This window comes from Carnobacteriaceae bacterium zg-84 (assembly GCA_013874835.1).
Classification (GTDB): Bacteria; Bacillota; Bacilli; order Lactobacillales; family Aerococcaceae; genus WM01.
Map to the genome: position 1 here is coordinate 241,516 of CP059430.1, position 15,882 is coordinate 257,397.

Genomic DNA, 15,882 nt, shown 5'->3' on the forward strand with positions numbered 1-15,882 from the left:
ATATAATCCGCCAGCTATGTCGTTAGGCATAGCTGGCGGGGTGTATTATTTATTTCTAAATTTTTGGAAATAACACTATGGAAAACAGGTTATTTACAAAAAAACGGAAATTTATATCTTGAAACACAATTATTTTCAAATTTTTGAAAATAATTGTGTCTTGATGTATAATCATCTTGAGGTGATTATATGGAATTTGTATCAAGACCTATGTATCTTGAATTTTTACAAAGACATAAAGATAAACCAATCATTAAAATTGTGAGTGGCGTTAGACGTGCTGGGAAATCTGTTTTGTTTACACTTTTCAAAAAAAATTTAATGGAAAGTGGTGTTTTTGAAGAACAAATTATTTCTGTGAATTTTGAAGATTTAAGTTTTTATGAATTGCGTGATTTTAAACGATTGTATGCGTATATTCAAGAGCATTTGATAGAGAATAAAAAATGTTATATTTTTTTAGATGAAATTCAACATGTACCTAATTTTGAATTAGTAGTAGATAGTTTGTTTATTAAACCTAATGTGGATATTTATATGACAGGTTCAAATGCCTATTTTATGAGTAGTCAGTTAGCAACTAATTTAACAGGACGTTATGTTGAATTAGAAGTTCTACCACTATCTTTTTCAGAGTACATACAAGGATTGTCAAATAAACAAGACCATATTGTATTATCAGATGCTTTTAATCAATACGCATTTAGTGCTTTTCCATATCTTTTGCAAACAGAAAACTTTTTAGAACGTGTGGAATATTTAAGAGGTATTTATCATTCTGTTTTAGTGAATGATATTGTATCACGTATAGGAAATCCTAATACGTCATTATTAGAAAGAATTATTCGAACATTGTTGAGTAATGTTGGAAGCTTAGTATCAACCAATAAAATAAAAAATACATTGATAAGTCAACATGTGACGATTTCTCATAGTTCTTTAGAAAATTATCTTGAAGCATTAACAGATAGTCTGCTTTTTTATGCTGTTCCACGCTTTGATGTAAAAGGGCGAGAGTTATTGCAACGTCTAGAAAAATATTACACTGTCGATTTAGGATTTCGACATCTATTATTACCAGATCATCAGGAAGATTTTGGACATCTTTTAGAAAATATTGTGTATTTAGAATTGCGTAGAAAATATGCGAAGGTATATGTTGGAAATGTTGGGAAATATGAAGTGGATTTTGTGGTTATCACAGATAAAGGAACGTATGCTTATTATCAAGTCAGTGAAACAACTTTAGCACCCGAAACACTTGAACGGGAGCTACGTCCATTAAGAGAAATCAATGATCAATTTCCAAAATATTTATTAACAATGGATACAATACAACCAAGTGCCAATTATAACGGAATAGAAAAAAAGAATATTATTGATTGGTTGTGTGAATAAGCATGTTTTTATGATAAATAAATATTTTGAATAGAATACATAAATAAGGAAAGACAATCTCATTATCTTTCCTTATTTTTTGTCAAAATAATGATTATAAATGACCGAAAATGATTGATTTTGATTGAAAAATCGTTATAATAGGTGGTGCATAGGAAAGGGAGGGCTGTTTTATGTTGGCAACGGAAAGACATCGTTTGATTTTAGACTTATTAGCACGTCAAAAGAGTGTCACGGTACTTGAATTTGTGGAAACATTAAAAAGTTCACAGGCAACCATTCGACGAGATTTACAGTATCTTGAAGAAAAGAGAAAACTAAAGCGAGTACATGGTGGAGCAGAATGTTTAACGCCGTCTAGTGAAGAAAGTTTACTGACCGATAAATTAGTGTGGTATACAAAGGAAAAACAAGCGATTGGTAAATATGTTGCAACGCACTTTTTATCGCAAGTAAAAAGAATTTATTTAGATGCGGGATCAACAACACACAATATTATTCCTTTTTTAAGTGCAACAAAGCATGAAGTGATTACCAATGGGGTACATCATGTGAGTGCTTTGTTAGAATATGGTATTCCAACGTTATTAGTTGGAGGTCAATTAAAACAAACGACACAAGCTATTATTGGGAGTGTGGCGTTACAGCAATTACAACAATATCAATTCGATATGGCTATTTTAGGAACAAATGGTATTGATTTTTCGTTTGGTTTCTCAACGCCCGATTCAGAAGAGGCAATGATTAAACAGCTCGTGAAAAATCATGCCAATCAAACAATTATTGTATCCGATTCATCAAAATTCGATAAAAAATCATTTCATCAATTTGCGACGTTTGAAGATACTATGTTGGTTGTCGATAGTTGTCCTAAAAAATATCAGCGTTACCACAATATTTATACAGTGAAGGAGGGATAACATGCTTTATACGATTACATTTAATCCAGCCGTTGATTTAGTGATAAATGTACCGAGTGTTACCTTGGGCGATTTAAACCGCTCCGTAGGAGAAAATTACGTTGCCGGTGGCAAAGGTATCAATATGTCTGTTATTTTAAAACGTTTAGGATTTGTGAATACAGCAGTTGCATTTTTAGGTGGCTTTTCAGGAACGTATATTCAGTCAGAATTAGAAAAAGACAATATTATAGTGAAACGTATTGAGATAGACGGTATTACACGTATCAATGTGAAATTAAAAAGTCAAGAAGAAACAGAAATCAATGCGAATGGTGCATACGTTTCAAAAGAGAAATTTGAAGAATTGTACACGTATTTTGAAAATGTCTTGACGAATGAAGACACAGTCTTTTTAGCAGGGAATAAAGCACCTGGCATGACAAGTGAACATTATGTGATGATTGCTAAACTATGTCAAGAAAAAGGTACAAAATTAGTACTAGATACAACAAAAGAATTATTAACACAATGTTTGCCGTATGAACCATTTATTATTAAGCCAAATCATCATGAATTAGGCGAATTGTTTGATGTTGTGATTGATAGTGAAGAACAAATTATCCACTATGCAAAACAATTACAAAAACAAGGTGCAAAAAATGTACTTGTTTCTCGTGGGAAAGAGGGTTCTTTGTTAGTCACAACAGACGGTCAAATTTTCACAGCTAATGTACCTAAAGGTACGGTTGTGAACTCGGTAGGAGCAGGGGATTCTATGTTGGCAGGATTTATGTCCTCTTACTTACAAACAGGAGATTATATGACTGCACTTAAACAAGGTGCAGCTACGGGAAGTGCAACAGCTTTTTCGGTAGGTATTGCTACATTAGAATTGATTGATACATTATTACCACAAATAACAGTGACTAAAATACAATAGTAGAAAGGAATATATATGAGATTATCAGAATTATTTATAAAAGATGCAATGACATTAGACTTGCAATCAACAACAAAAGAAGAAACATTATCCGTTTTAGCAAATCGCTTTGCACAAGTTGGAGGTGTAAGTGATGTTGAGGGGTATGTAGAAAACTTGAAAAAGCGTGAAGCACAATCCACAACAGGTGTGGGAGATGAAATTGCGATTCCTCATGCACAACATGCTTCTATTCAAAAACCAGCGATTGTTTTTGGACGTTCTTCACAAGGGATTAACTGGGAATCATTTGACGGTCAACCTGCTAAATTAGTGTTTATGATTGCTGCTCCAGAAGGTGCAGGTGGCGAACACTTGAAAGCTTTAGCAAGTTTATCAAAAGTATTGATGAATATGGATGCAAAAACAGCTTTATTAAATGCACAATCTCCAGAAGAAGTTATTTCTGTGATTGAGCAGTTTGAAGAAAAACCAGAAGAAACACCTGAAATGGTAGAGGAAGCATCAAAAACAGATGCGTATGTTTTAGCTGTTACAGCTTGTCCAACTGGTATTGCACATACTTTTATGGCAGCAGAAAAATTAGAGCAAGCAGGTAAAAAAGCAGGCATCAAGATTAAAGTTGAAACAAATGGCCAAGGTGGTATTGGTAATCGTTTAACAGCAAAAGATATTGAAGAAGCGACAGCGATTATCGTTGCGGCTGATAAAAATGTAGAAATGGCTCGTTTTAATGGTAAACCTGTCATTGTAACAAAAGTAGCGGACGGTATTCATAAAGCGGATGAATTGGTAGAGCGTGCGATGAAGGCAGATGCACCAATTTATAAAGCAGGAGATATTCGTGAAACAATGGGACAAGATGTTGCCAATGAAAGTTTAGGGCGTAAAGCGTATAAACATTTGATGAATGGTATTTCTCATATGTTACCATTCGTTGTAGCAGGTGGTATTTTTATTGCGATTTCGTTCTTCTGGGGTATCAATGCGTTTGATCCAAAAGATGCGTCTTACAATGCAGCTGCTCAATTTATTTTCACATTAGGTAAATTGTCATTTGCAATGATGTTACCAGTTTTAGCTGGTTTTATTGGTCATTCTATTGCCGACCGTCCAGGTTTAGTTGTTGGTTTTATGGGTGGTATTTTAGCGAATCCGGGTGTGTTATCTGATTCCAATGGATTGGTAGAAGCATCACATATTCAACCGTCTGGTTTTTTAGGTGCATTAGTTGCCGGTTTCTTAGCAGGTGGTATTATTATATTCTTGCGTAAAGCATTTGCATGGTTACCAAAATCATTGGAAGGTTTAAAACCAATTTTCTTATTCCCTATTTTTGGAACACTGATTATGGGACTTTTAATGATTTTAGTATTAAATGCACCAATGGCAGCTATTACAAATGGTTTAACAACATTTATTGATTCTATTCCGACAGAATTAAAAATGGTTGTTGGATTTGTTGTCGGTGGTATGATGGCGATTGATATGGGTGGCCCAATCAATAAAGCAGCATATGCTACTGGAACAGCTTTAGTAACGACAGCAGCGGCTGGTGCTGGTTCAGATGTAATGGCAGCTGTTATGGTTGGTGGTATGGTACCGCCAATGGCAATTTTCTTCTCTGCTTTAATCAAAAAAGATTTATGGGAAGAATCTCAACGTGATAGTGCATTAGTAAACTGTGTCATGGGTATGGCGTTTATTACAGAAGGCGCTATTCCATTTGCGGCATCAAATCCAGCTAAAGTTATACCTGCTCTAGCTCTTTCAAGTGGTGTTGCCGGTGCATTAAGTATGTTATTAGGTGCAAGTAGCCGTGTACCACATGGTGGATTCTTTGCTTTAATGACAAATGGTATTATCAATCCGTTTGGATTTTTTGCAGCATGGATTATTGGTTCACTATTAGGTGCAATTTTATTGATTGTATTTGTAGGTAAAAAGAAAGCATAGTAAAACATAACGCTACCCACGGAAACATTCGTTTCCGTGGGTAGCGTTTATTTATGATTAATGCGTAAAAAATCCTATTTTTTGAGGCCCTAGTTCAAGGTTCATTGTATCGAAAAATAGACGAATAGAACTGTATAGCCCGTAGTGATAAAAAGTACCTTTGTGTAATGGTGTATATAATGTCACACTGTCAACAAGGCTTTTTTCTTTTTCTGTTAAGTGAATGCCACCGTTTATAGCATGATTGTCATAGGAAATTGTTTGTCCTGTTTTTAAGTGTATGGTTTGTCCGGTAGGTTTTGTTGCTGCTTCTATTTTATGTTGAAAAAGAAACGGCAGACAAAGACAGGTAAGTAAAACATATTTTTTTGTTTTCATAGTCATTTCCTCACTTTCTTATATTTATTATACACTTGATATATGAATATATCGAGTGGAAATAGTGAGTTTTTGTTGTTTTTATTTAAATGATAGAAAGCGTATTGCTTTCTATCATAAAGATTTTAGAGCAATACGCTTTTTATGAGATCTAGTTTGATAATATTGGAACATTTGATAAACTCATATTTTTTAAGAGCGTTTTTCATCGTTGTTTTTATTCATAAGGTTCAACGTGAACATCGGTAAAGGTTACACCAAATTGTTCACTTAATTCTTTTTCTATGGTTTCAGTCACATCATGACTTTCTTTTACCGTTAAGTGTGCATTCATTAAAACTGTGACATCAACATAAATATTTGCTCCGTAATGACGTGCTTTTATGGAGCGGACGTCATGTATTTCTGGGTGAGATAAAATGAGTTTTCTAAATGGTTCTAATTGTTCGGTATCAAAGCCATCGGACAGAGCGAAGGCACTTTCTTTAAAGACGGAAAAAGCGGTATTTAAAATAAAGGCAGATACAAAAATCGCCATGATACTATCAATCCAATACCATTTAAACAAAACTGCAAAGAAAATAGAAATAGCGGTTGATAAACTGGTAAATGCATCAGCTAAGTTATTTTGTGCAACGGCTTTTAATCCCATGGATTGAATACGGTTTGCAAGGCGATGATTATAAAAATAAGTTGCAAACATTAAGGCACTGGCGAATATGCCAATGGCTGCTAGGCTTAAATCAAAATTAGGTTCTTCTTGTTGAACTAGTGATGTAAAAGAGGAGAATAATACTTGTAATCCGATAAAACACATAATAAAAGAACTCATTAAACTAGAAATACCTTCTACTTTCCAGTGCCCGTATTGATGTTCTTCATCGGCAGGTTGTTTTGCCAATCGGATACCGAAAAAAACGGCAACGGAGGATAATACGTCGGTAAAGTTATTCCAACCGTCAGCGGAAAGTGCCGATGATTTGAAAAGAGTACCGAGAATAATTTTTAGTGATGCAATAACTGTGTAGATAATGATACTAATAAGTGTCCCTCGTTCAGCGAGGGTTAAATGGTCGTTTTTAAGTTGCATACTTATCCCTTTCTACATGAAAAAACTAGAAACCACGTGATTTCTAGTAGCTTTAAATGATGTCTTTATTATATCAAAATTTCTTGTTTTTGAATAGTTTTAGTATCTGTTTAAAGTATGTTATAATAAAGAATATTCATAACAGTGAGGTGATGATATTGGCATCACGTATGGAAAAAAATCATGGGAAAAAACGAGAGCTAGAAGAAAAAACGCTTTTCAAAGATCCTGAAATATTAACACCAGAAGATAGACAGTTATTAGATGAGATGTACCAAGCACATCTTAAAGAGCAAGAACAAAGAGAAAGAGAACAATATAAAATCAATCGATTAAATGATATGAACCGATTTTTAAATTGGGGCATCGTTATTGTCAGTATTTTATTATGTATTGTTTTATATGTTGCATTTACGAAATAGGAAAGGTAGAGAATAGATGAAAATAGGAATTATTGGTGCTATGGCACAAGAAACAGTTTTGTTAAAAACAAAGATGAGTGATATTGTTGAAAAACAATGTTATCATTTAACATTTATTACGGGGCGATTGTATCAACATGATATTGTGCTAGTACAGTCCGGTATTGGAAAAGTTAATTCAACAATAGCAACGACACTATTGATTAGTCAATTTGACGTTGATTATGTGATTAACACTGGTTCGGCAGGTAGTCTGAAAAAAGGCTTATCCATTGGAGATGTTGTGGTGTCTAATCAAGTAGCCTATCATGATGCAGATGCAACGGTATTTGGGTATAAAGTGGGACAAATCCCTCAAATGCCATTATATTACAAAGCGAATGAACAGTTAATGGCACACGCACAAAAAGCAATCGAAAAAGTATCTTTGCGAGCTAATGTTGGTGAGATTGTATCGGCAGATACATTTGTAGCTGCTCCGGAAAGTATTGCGCGTATTCAAAAATATTTCCCAGATGCTCTTTGTACAGAAATGGAAGGTGCATCTATTGCCCAAACATGTCATGTATTAGGAGTACCATTTGTTGTGGTACGTGCCATTTCAGATAATGCAGACAATGAAGCACCTGTTTCATTTGATGAATTTATTGTTACAGCAGGTGAAAAATCAGCACAAATGGTCTTAGCAATGTTGGAGGATATGTAATGGAATGTTTAATTGTCATTGATTATACGAATGATTTTATTGATGATAATGGGGCGTTAACATGTGGGGAAAATGGGAAAGCGATTGAAGAAAAGATTATGGAACTGGTTAAGACCTTTAATAAACGTCAAGACTATGTTATTTTTGCGATTGATAAACATGAACGTAATGATGTGTATCATCCTGAAACAAAATTATACCCACCACATAATATTGAAGATACACAAGGTAGAGTATTATATGGAAAACTGGAACAATATGCAAAAGCTCATCCGGAATGTTATCAAATGGCCAAACGCCGTTATTCTGCTTTTTCAGGGACAGAGTTAGATCATCGTTTGCGTGAAAGACATATAGAAGTTATCCATTTATGTGGGGTATGCACAGATATTTGTGTTTTACATACAGCAATTGATGCTTATGAATTAGGCTATAAAATTGTTATTCATGAAAAAGCCGTCGCAAGTTTTAATGAAGATGGACATCGGTTTGCATTAGACCATTTTGAAAAAGTACTCGGTGCAACAATAGAAAGAGGATAGCATGAAAATTTTGTTTATAGGTGATATAGTTGGAAATATTGGTCGTGAAATGCTTGAAGAAACATTACCAAAATTAAAACAAAAATATCGTCCTCAAGTAACCATTGCCAATGCAGAAAATGCAGCTCATGGTAAAGGTATTACTGAAAAAATATATAAGCAATTACTTCAAGCAGGTATTGATGTGATTACAATGGGAAATCACACATGGGATAATAAAGATATTTTTGATTTTATTGACCGTGCGCCAAAACTTGTAAGGCCGGCTAATTTTCCTAAAGCTGTCGCAGGTAAAGGCTATACGATTATTAGCGTGAATCAACTTAAATTGGCTATTATCAATCTTCAAGGTAGAGTTTTTATGAACGCTTTAGAAGATCCATTTAAAATTGGTAAAGAAATTGTGGAAGAATGTCGCAAATATACTCCTCATATTTTTATTGATTTTCATGCAGAAGTAACAAGTGAAAAACAAGCATTGGGGTGGTTTATGGACGGTCTTGCCTCTGCTGTTGTTGGGACACATACGCATGTTCAAACGAATGATGCACGTATTTTACCGAATGGAACAGCATATTTAAGTGACGTGGGTATGACTGGAGCGTATGACGGTATTTTAGGATTAAAAAGAGAAAATATTATCGAGCGATTTCAAACACATTTACCAGCTCGTCACGAAGTGATTGATAGTGGTCGAAAAATTTTATCGGCATGTTTTATTGAACTAGACGACGTGAGTGGTAAAGCGAAAAAAATTGAAAATATTATGATTAATCCAGATAGACAATTATAATAGAAACAACACATTTAAAATTTATGGATAAGAGAATAATGTTAAACGAGTGTTTTACTTCTTAATATTACTCTCTTACTCTTTTTTCTTGGGATGATAAGGAGGATTTCATGACAGAAACACCATTTAAGCAAGCGTTTTTTCATAGTTTACCCATTTGCTTAGGGTATTTATGTCTTGGAAGTGCATTTGCTTTGTTGATGTTACAATCGGGATTTCAATGGTATTGGGCAGTTTTGATGAGTATTGTCATTTATGCAGGCTCTATGCAGTTTGCATTAGTATCTTTATTAGCAACACAAACACCATTATGGTTCATTGCGTTGATGACTGTTGTTATCAATGGCAGGCATCTGTTTTACGGTATTCGATTTGTTGAGTTATTCAAAAAAATGGGTTGGAAATATCCATACATGATTTTTTCATTAACGGATGAAACATTTTCTGTCTTACTCGGTGTCAAATTGACAGATGAGCATCAAGATATTGCCTTTTATATTGCGTTATTCAATCATATTTATTGGATTAGTGGGACAATATTAGGATGTATTTTGGGGAATACATTGCCTATTGATATGAAAGGTGTCGAATTTTCTATGACGGCTTTATTCATTGTGATTGTCATTGAGCAGTGGAAGCAATCAATTTCTAAATTGCCTTTTTTAATAGGGGGAGTAACAGGTCTGGCAATGATACATCTATTCGGGACAAAGTATTTTTTGATATATAGTTTATGCTGTATTATTTTTTTACTCGTCCTTTTTTATGATAAAAAACAAGGAGAAAATATGGTATGATATATGTACTACTGGGGATAATGATAGCTAGTTTTGTCACTTTTTTTATTCGTGCAATACCATTTATTGTCTTATCAAAAATGAAAAAAGTACCTAGCTTATTAGAATATTTAAAAGATGTATTGCCACAGGCAATCATGACACTACTTGTGTTGTATTCAGTCAAAGATTATTTATATACAGATACAAAAACAATGTTGACTGTATGTATAATGAGTGGGGTTGTTGTACTTGTACACCTTTGGAAGAGAAACGTACTATTAAGTGTATTAGTGCCAACTATTTTATTTATGATGCTTATTTAAATAAGCGTTCTTTATTATTTTGTGCTTAATTTTAATGACCAACATAGGACGAGATGATGGTAAGTGACTCTTAGCAACACAAGACAACATTTTGTCACATAATGAGTAAAAAATACAAAAAATAAATGGGGGAAAAGGGTAGTATGTAACGAATAATCATAATTTTTGGTATAAAAAACCAATAGATATAAATAGCATAGTCTTATCAATCATTAAAGTTAAGAGTGTAGGATACTTACTGTATCTTACAAAAACAACTATTAAGCTGATTATGTAAAATGTATACTTGATAAAGTATCTACATTTGTTTGGAATGTTATGTGAAGTAAGGAGAAACGAGCCATGACTTATCATTAGGAGGAAGAACAATGAAGTATGGTTATGTACGGGTATCCACAAAAGAACAAAATATAGATAGACAAATGACAGCGATGCTTAAAGAAAAAATAGATAGAAAATATATTTATATTGATAAGCTATCAGGAAAAGATTTTAAACGTCCTATGTATAAAAGAATGGTAAAACGAATGCAAAAGGGGGATGAGTTAGTTATAAAGTCAATAGATAGACTAGGAAGAAATTATGACGAAATCATTGAGCAGTGGCGCTATTTAATTAAGGAAAAAGAAATTGACATTACTGTTTTAGATTTTCCATTATTGAATACTAACTCAGAAATTGACAATATTACAGGTAAATTTATTTCTGGATTGGCACTGCAAATACTGTCTTATGTGGCTCAAGTTGAACGAGAAAACACAAAGCAAAGGCAAATGGAAGGTATCGAAGAAGCAAAGAAAAAAGGAATACAATTTGGTAGACCTAGGAAAAAAAGACCAAGTTATTTCCATGAATTTTATACTTTGTGGAAAAGAAAAGAAATCACAATTCGAGAAGGTGCAAAACAATTAGGGGTATCTAAGACCACATTTCATAATTGGTTGCAAGAGGAATATGAGGAAGCACACGAATTGAATAAATATAGATAGCAAAAGAGGTAAATGGGTACATTAGTATCCACTTACCTCTTTTATTTTAAGCAAAACGTACAAGATATGTGAGATTTGTTTATTTTTCTTTTAAAAGACTGAAATTCGTATGTCTGCTTGCTTCAAAAATCATGGATGTATCTCGTCTTAATTCACTGTTTTTCTCATAATCTAATTGGAAAATACATGAATATAAAACATCGAGTAAATAGGTGATAGAAGCATCATTTGCATATGTGGCAATTTTAGAATACAAACGTTCTCTAGTAGACATTTTTAAGACGCATTGTGCTAGTTTTGAAATACTGCTTTCTCCAATATTGGTGATGACAATCATAGGAACTTGTTTCCGATGTAATAGTTGAGCAATTTTAACAATAGTTTCTGTTTCCCCAGAATAACTAATGATAATTGCACATTCTTCTTTATTGGCAAGAGTAGCTTCAAACATTGCTTCACCTTGAACAGTATGAACATCTACTCTCTTTTTAATACGAGCCATGTTGTATTTAAATTCTTGAGAAATTAATAGATTATTAGAAAGTGCGAATAAATGTGTGTAGGTTGCCTTTTGTATGATAGATACAGCTTGTTTTAAAGTGGCATAATCGAGCAATGAACAAGTGTCTTCAATGGCTGATTGTTCCAATAAAGCAATTTTTTGAGCTACCTTTAAAAGATTATCTTGTTTTGTGAACGGATAGTTCGCATCAATTTCAAAATGATGATTTTCCCAGTATTTTAATTCATTTAAATAAGCTTCTTTAAAATCACTCCACCCATTAAAATGAAGTCTTTGAGCCACTTTCACAATTGTTGATTTTGAGCTATATGTTTCTTTGGCAATTTGGCTAGTTGATTTGTATTGAATATTCAATTGTTCTTTTAATAAATAGTCTACAATAATTTGTTCACTATTTGTGAATTTTAAGTTTTCTAGTTTTTCTTTAATTAACATGATAACTCCTTAATTTGAGAACAGTGTTCGCAATAAAAACACAAAAAACAAGCAGAAAAAAGAACGGTGTTCGTAAGTGCTTTCATTGTGTTTCTTTTTCTTATCTCTGATGTTATCATACTTTCGTAAAGATAGAAAGCAACAACTTTTTATCAAACATATTATTGTCAAAGAGGTGCTTTATGAATTATAAAGATTTAGCGCAAACGATTTTGAGAGAAGTCGGCGGCAAAGAAAATGTGTCAAGTGTTATACATTGTGCAACACGTTTAAGATTTGTTTTAGTAGATGAACAAAAAGCAAATACAAATGCTCTAAAACAGACACCGGGTGTAGTTGGTGTCGTACAAAGTGGTGGACAATATCAAGTTATTATCGGTAGTGATGTTGCGAATGTGTATCGTCCTTTAGTTGAGTTAGGTGGCTTTAAGGAAGAAAAAGAAGTGGATACTACGCAACCACAAACAATCGGTGCTAGATTGATGGCGACGATTTCTGGTATTTTTACACCAGTTTTACCAGTTATTACAGCAGCTGGTATGATTAAAGCAGTTTTATCTTTATTAGTTGTGTTCAAATTAGTGACAACAAAAGATCAAAACTATCAAATTCTTAACTTTATTGGAGATGCAGGATTTTACTTCTTACCAATTTTCTTAGGTGGAACAGCAGCTCGACAATTTAAAACAAACCAATATTTAGGGATGTTAATGGGGGCATTTTTATTACACCCAACATTTGTCGGTTTAGTAGCAGCAACAAAAGAATCAGGTGCGGGTATTCATTTGTTTGGTTTACCAATTACACCAGTAGGTTATTCAGCAACAGTTATTCCAGTGATTTTATCGGTATTATTCATGAGTTATGTGGAACGCTTTGCGGATAAAATTTCACCTAAAGCCATTAAGTTTTTCTCTGTTCCATTGATTACAGCATTAGTAACATCTGTTGTGACATTTACAGTTTTAGGACCAATTGGTGCGATTGTTGGACAATGGTTAGGTTCATTCTTTAAATTCTTAGAAACATTTGGACCATGGGTTGTACCAACAGTTGTAGGTATTTTCTCTCCATTCTTAGTTATGACAGGAACGCACTATGGTTTAGTGTCTATCGGTATCAATAATCGTGCGACGATTGGGTATGATACAGTCGTACAACCAGGAATGCTTGCATCAAATGTTTCACAAGGTGGGGCAGCTTTAGCGATTGCATTTAAAACAAAAGACGTAAACAAAAAAGCATTGGCATCTTCAGCAGGGATTACAGCTATATTCGGTATCACTGAACCTGCTTTATACGGGGTGACATTACAAAACAAAGCAGCTTTAATCGCAACAATGATTTCAGGTGGTATTGGTGGTTTCTTCTTAGGTATTATGAACGCACGTAACTTCTCAGGTGGTTCACCAGGTTTATTAACCATTACAAGTTATATCGGTGAAAATACATTGTATTACTTGTACGTTGCTTTAGCAGGCTTAGTATTATCTGTTGTATTATCTTTTATCATTACGTATGTTTTGTATAAAGAAGAATCAGTTGAAAAAGTAAGCGAAAATTTACAAACAGATCGTATTGTTTCTCCAGTAAAAGGAAAAGTTATACCATTAAGTGACGTGAGTGATGCAACATTTGCTTCTGGTATGTTAGGGCAAGGGGTTGCGATTATTCCAGAAGAATCAACAATTTTATCCCCAGTTAATGGAGAGATTGTTGCAATCTTTGATACAAAACATGCGATTGGATTAAAAACAGTTGATGGTATTGAATTGTTAATTCACATTGGTTTAGATACAGTAAATTTAAAAGGTGAAGGTTTCAAACTATTGGCAAAAGTAGGCCAAACAGTAGCTGTGGGTACACCACTTGTTGAAGTTGATTTTGATAAAGTTGATGCAGCAGGATACGAACGTGTAACACCTATTCTTGTGACAAATCAAGAAGCTGTAACGTCAATTACGCCAACAGAGAACACTTCTGTATTTGCAGGAGAGGAATTATTTAAAATCAATAAATAGGGAATTTCCCTAAATAAGTGTTCCCATTTTTGACTATTTCAAAAATGGGAACCATTTTATAAAGGAGATTATCATGGTAGCGTTAAGAAAAGATTTTTTATGGGGTGGTGCAACGGCAGCCAATCAAGTAGAAGGAGGCTACGATAAAGGTGGCAAAGGATTGGCGAGTGTGGATGTCATTCCACAAGGTGAGTATCGTTTTCCTGTGATGAGAGGAGAGCTATCCTATAAAGATGTACCAGAAGATACCTATTTCCCTGCTAGAGAAGGCATTGATATGTATACACATTACAAAGAAGACATTCAGTTAATGAAAGAAATGGGATTTAAGGCATATCGTTTTTCTGTGTCATGGGCAAGAATTTTTCCAACTGGAGAAGAAGAACAACCAAATGAAGAGGGATTAGCTTTCTATGAGGACATTATTGATACTTTATTGGAAAATGGTATTGAACCGGTTGTAACGATTTGCCATTTTGATGTACCGCTTCATTTAGTAGACACATACGGTTCTTGGAAGAGCAGAAAAATGATTGATTTTTATGTTCGCTATGCAACAGCACTGTTTACTCGTTTTAGCCAAAAAGTAAAATATTGGATGACTTTTAATGAGATTAACATGTTATTGCACTTACCATTCATGGGAGCAGGTATATCTTTTGAATCAGGCGAAAACAAAAATCAGGTCTTGTACCAAGCAGCTCATCATGAATTAGTTGCAAGTGCATTGGTCACAAAAGTTGCAAAAGATATAAATCCAAATATGCAAATTGGTTGCATGATTGCAGCTGGACAATATTATGCACAAACAAGTCATCCAAATGATGTGTTAGATGCGGCAGAAAAAAATAGACATAATTTCTTTTTTGTTGATGTGCAATCAAGAGGGGCTTATCCGAACTATGCATTAAAACAAATGGAACGAGATGGTGTTGTGTTGGAAATGGCATCTGATGATTTAGAGATTTTAAAACAAAACACGGTTGACTATATCGGTTTTAGTTATTATTCGTCACGCTTAACTGGAACATTAGAACAAAATTCAGAAAAAACAAGTGGTAATGTGTTCCCAACACTGATTAATCCATACTTGAAACGAAGCGAATGGGGCTGGCAAATAGACCCAGTAGGTTTGCGTATCACAATGAATGCATTGTATGAGCGTTACAACAAACCACTGTTCATCGTTGAAAATGGGTTAGGTGCCAATGACACAGTTGATGAACATGGACATATTGAAGACGATTATCGCATTGACTATTTACGTGAACATATCAAAGAAATGAAAAAAGCTGTTGAGTTAGACGGTGTTGATTTAATTGGTTATTTGCCATGGGGTTGGATTGATTTAGTATCCGCTTCAACTGGAGAAATGAAAAAACGTTACGGATTTGTTTATGTAGATAAAGACAATACAGGAAACGGAACGCTAAAAAGAACACCGAAAAAATCATTTGATTGGTACAAGCAAGTGATTGCGTCAAACGGAGATGTATTATAAAGCAAATATTTGAACAGTGGATAAACTTAGTTATTCACTGTCTTTTGCTTTTCGTTAAAGAAATTGGACAAAAAGGATATAAATTTTAATAAATAGAAAGATACTGATTTAAATACATTCTTACTATTTGATTTGGAATTTCTTATGTTTTAGCCATAACATTTAATGTGAAGGAGAGGTTTTG

16 protein-coding genes are annotated in these 15,882 nt (G+C 33.8%); 13 read left to right on the plus strand and 3 right to left on the minus strand.

Annotated elements, in window-relative coordinates; all coding sequences use genetic code 11:
• The first annotated feature begins 189 nt into the window (after positions 1-189).
• The 4 genes from H1220_01150 to H1220_01165 all read left to right on the plus strand — a co-directional run bounded on the left by H1220_01150 (position 190) and on the right by H1220_01165 (position 5,196).
• On the plus strand, positions 190-1,398 hold the full coding sequence (locus tag H1220_01150) for an ATP-binding protein (protein QMI86008.1): 1,209 nt from the start codon (positions 190-192) through the stop codon (positions 1,396-1,398).
• Between the two features lie 173 nt (positions 1,399-1,571).
• Positions 1,572-2,318 carry a DeoR/GlpR transcriptional regulator gene (locus tag H1220_01155; GenBank protein QMI86009.1) on the plus strand — a complete coding sequence of 249 codons (747 nt, stop codon included), beginning with the start codon at positions 1,572-1,574 and terminating at the stop codon, positions 2,316-2,318.
• Position 2,319: 1 nt separating this feature from the next.
• Entirely contained in the window at positions 2,320-3,240 is a 921-nt protein-coding gene (gene pfkB / locus H1220_01160; GenBank protein ID QMI86010.1) for a 1-phosphofructokinase, read from the plus strand.
• A 15-nt stretch (positions 3,241-3,255) separates the two neighbouring features.
• Entirely contained in the window at positions 3,256-5,196 is a 1,941-nt protein-coding gene (locus tag H1220_01165; protein ID QMI86011.1) for a PTS sugar transporter subunit IIA, read from the plus strand.
• A gap of 57 nt (positions 5,197-5,253) precedes the next feature.
• Here H1220_01165 and H1220_01170 read toward each other — a convergent pair whose 3' ends face one another.
• Both H1220_01170 and H1220_01175 read right to left on the minus strand, forming a co-directional pair.
• The gene (locus tag H1220_01170) at positions 5,254-5,574 is read right to left on the minus strand and encodes a hypothetical protein (GenBank protein QMI86012.1); all 321 of its coding nucleotides are present in this window, start codon (positions 5,572-5,574) and stop codon (positions 5,254-5,256) included.
• A gap of 217 nt (positions 5,575-5,791) precedes the next feature.
• Positions 5,792-6,664, minus strand: coding sequence for a cation transporter (locus H1220_01175; protein ID QMI86013.1), 873 nt, complete (start codon positions 6,662-6,664; stop codon positions 5,792-5,794).
• A 158-nt stretch (positions 6,665-6,822) separates the two neighbouring features.
• Between H1220_01175 and H1220_01180 the strand changes: the two genes are divergently transcribed.
• The 7 genes from H1220_01180 (at position 6,823) to H1220_01210 (ending at position 11,218) form a co-directional block, all read left to right on the plus strand.
• A complete protein-coding gene (locus H1220_01180; GenBank protein ID QMI86014.1) occupies positions 6,823-7,086 on the plus strand; it encodes a hypothetical protein in 264 nt (87 codons plus the stop codon).
• 16 nt (positions 7,087-7,102) lie between these two features.
• Entirely contained in the window at positions 7,103-7,792 is a 690-nt protein-coding gene (locus H1220_01185) for a 5'-methylthioadenosine/adenosylhomocysteine nucleosidase (protein QMI86015.1), read from the plus strand.
• Positions 7,792-8,334 carry a cysteine hydrolase gene (locus tag H1220_01190; GenBank protein QMI86016.1) on the plus strand — a complete coding sequence of 181 codons (543 nt, stop codon included), beginning with the start codon at positions 7,792-7,794 and terminating at the stop codon, positions 8,332-8,334. Before H1220_01185 ends, H1220_01190 begins: the two co-directional genes overlap by 1 nt.
• A gap of 1 nt (position 8,335) precedes the next feature.
• On the plus strand, positions 8,336-9,127 hold the full coding sequence (locus H1220_01195) for a TIGR00282 family metallophosphoesterase (GenBank protein ID QMI86017.1): 792 nt from the start codon (positions 8,336-8,338) through the stop codon (positions 9,125-9,127).
• Positions 9,128-9,237: 110 nt separating this feature from the next.
• Positions 9,238-9,924: an AzlC family ABC transporter permease gene (locus H1220_01200; GenBank protein QMI86018.1), complete on the plus strand. Its 687-nt coding sequence runs from the start codon at positions 9,238-9,240 to the stop codon at positions 9,922-9,924.
• Positions 9,921-10,229, plus strand: a complete 309-nt coding sequence (locus H1220_01205) for an AzlD domain-containing protein (GenBank protein ID QMI86019.1) — start codon at positions 9,921-9,923, stop codon at positions 10,227-10,229. Before H1220_01200 ends, H1220_01205 begins: the two co-directional genes overlap by 4 nt.
• A gap of 368 nt (positions 10,230-10,597) precedes the next feature.
• Complete coding sequence (locus H1220_01210) at positions 10,598-11,218, plus strand: recombinase family protein (GenBank protein ID QMI86020.1); 621 nt, start codon at positions 10,598-10,600, stop codon at positions 11,216-11,218.
• A 79-nt stretch (positions 11,219-11,297) separates the two neighbouring features.
• Here the strand turns inward: H1220_01210 and H1220_01215 are convergent, their stop codons facing one another.
• Entirely contained in the window at positions 11,298-12,176 is an 879-nt protein-coding gene (locus tag H1220_01215; GenBank protein QMI86021.1) for a MurR/RpiR family transcriptional regulator, read from the minus strand.
• Between the two features lie 182 nt (positions 12,177-12,358).
• Between H1220_01215 and H1220_01220 the strand changes: the two genes are divergently transcribed.
• Complete coding sequence (locus tag H1220_01220; GenBank protein ID QMI86022.1) at positions 12,359-14,197, plus strand: PTS glucose transporter subunit IIA; 1,839 nt, start codon at positions 12,359-12,361, stop codon at positions 14,195-14,197.
• A gap of 73 nt (positions 14,198-14,270) precedes the next feature.
• Positions 14,271-15,698, plus strand: a complete 1,428-nt coding sequence (ascB, locus tag H1220_01225) for a 6-phospho-beta-glucosidase (GenBank protein ID QMI86023.1) — start codon at positions 14,271-14,273, stop codon at positions 15,696-15,698.
• Positions 15,699-15,882: the final 184 nt, after the last annotated feature.

Excerpts from the sequence above, each read along its gene's own strand:
- H1220_01150 (QMI86008.1), top strand. The coding sequence starts at position 190 with ATGGAATTTGTATCAAGACCTATGTATCTTGAATTTTTACAAAGACAT.
- H1220_01155 (QMI86009.1), top strand. The coding sequence starts at position 1,572 with ATGTTGGCAACGGAAAGACATCGTTTGATTTTAGACTTATTAGCACGT.
- pfkB (QMI86010.1), top strand. The coding sequence starts at position 2,320 with ATGCTTTATACGATTACATTTAATCCAGCCGTTGATTTAGTGATAAAT.
- H1220_01165 (QMI86011.1), top strand. The coding sequence starts at position 3,256 with ATGAGATTATCAGAATTATTTATAAAAGATGCAATGACATTAGACTTG.
- H1220_01170 (QMI86012.1), bottom strand. The coding sequence starts at position 5,574 with ATGAAAACAAAAAAATATGTTTTACTTACCTGTCTTTGTCTGCCGTTT.
- H1220_01175 (QMI86013.1), bottom strand. The coding sequence starts at position 6,664 with ATGCAACTTAAAAACGACCATTTAACCCTCGCTGAACGAGGGACACTT.
- H1220_01185 (QMI86015.1), top strand. The coding sequence starts at position 7,103 with ATGAAAATAGGAATTATTGGTGCTATGGCACAAGAAACAGTTTTGTTA.
- H1220_01190 (QMI86016.1), top strand. The coding sequence starts at position 7,792 with ATGGAATGTTTAATTGTCATTGATTATACGAATGATTTTATTGATGAT.
- H1220_01195 (QMI86017.1), top strand. The coding sequence starts at position 8,336 with ATGAAAATTTTGTTTATAGGTGATATAGTTGGAAATATTGGTCGTGAA.
- H1220_01200 (QMI86018.1), top strand. The coding sequence starts at position 9,238 with ATGACAGAAACACCATTTAAGCAAGCGTTTTTTCATAGTTTACCCATT.
- H1220_01205 (QMI86019.1), top strand. The coding sequence starts at position 9,921 with ATGATATATGTACTACTGGGGATAATGATAGCTAGTTTTGTCACTTTT.
- H1220_01210 (QMI86020.1), top strand. The coding sequence starts at position 10,598 with ATGAAGTATGGTTATGTACGGGTATCCACAAAAGAACAAAATATAGAT.
- H1220_01215 (QMI86021.1), bottom strand. The coding sequence starts at position 12,176 with ATGTTAATTAAAGAAAAACTAGAAAACTTAAAATTCACAAATAGTGAA.
- H1220_01220 (QMI86022.1), top strand. The coding sequence starts at position 12,359 with ATGAATTATAAAGATTTAGCGCAAACGATTTTGAGAGAAGTCGGCGGC.
- ascB (QMI86023.1), top strand. The coding sequence starts at position 14,271 with ATGGTAGCGTTAAGAAAAGATTTTTTATGGGGTGGTGCAACGGCAGCC.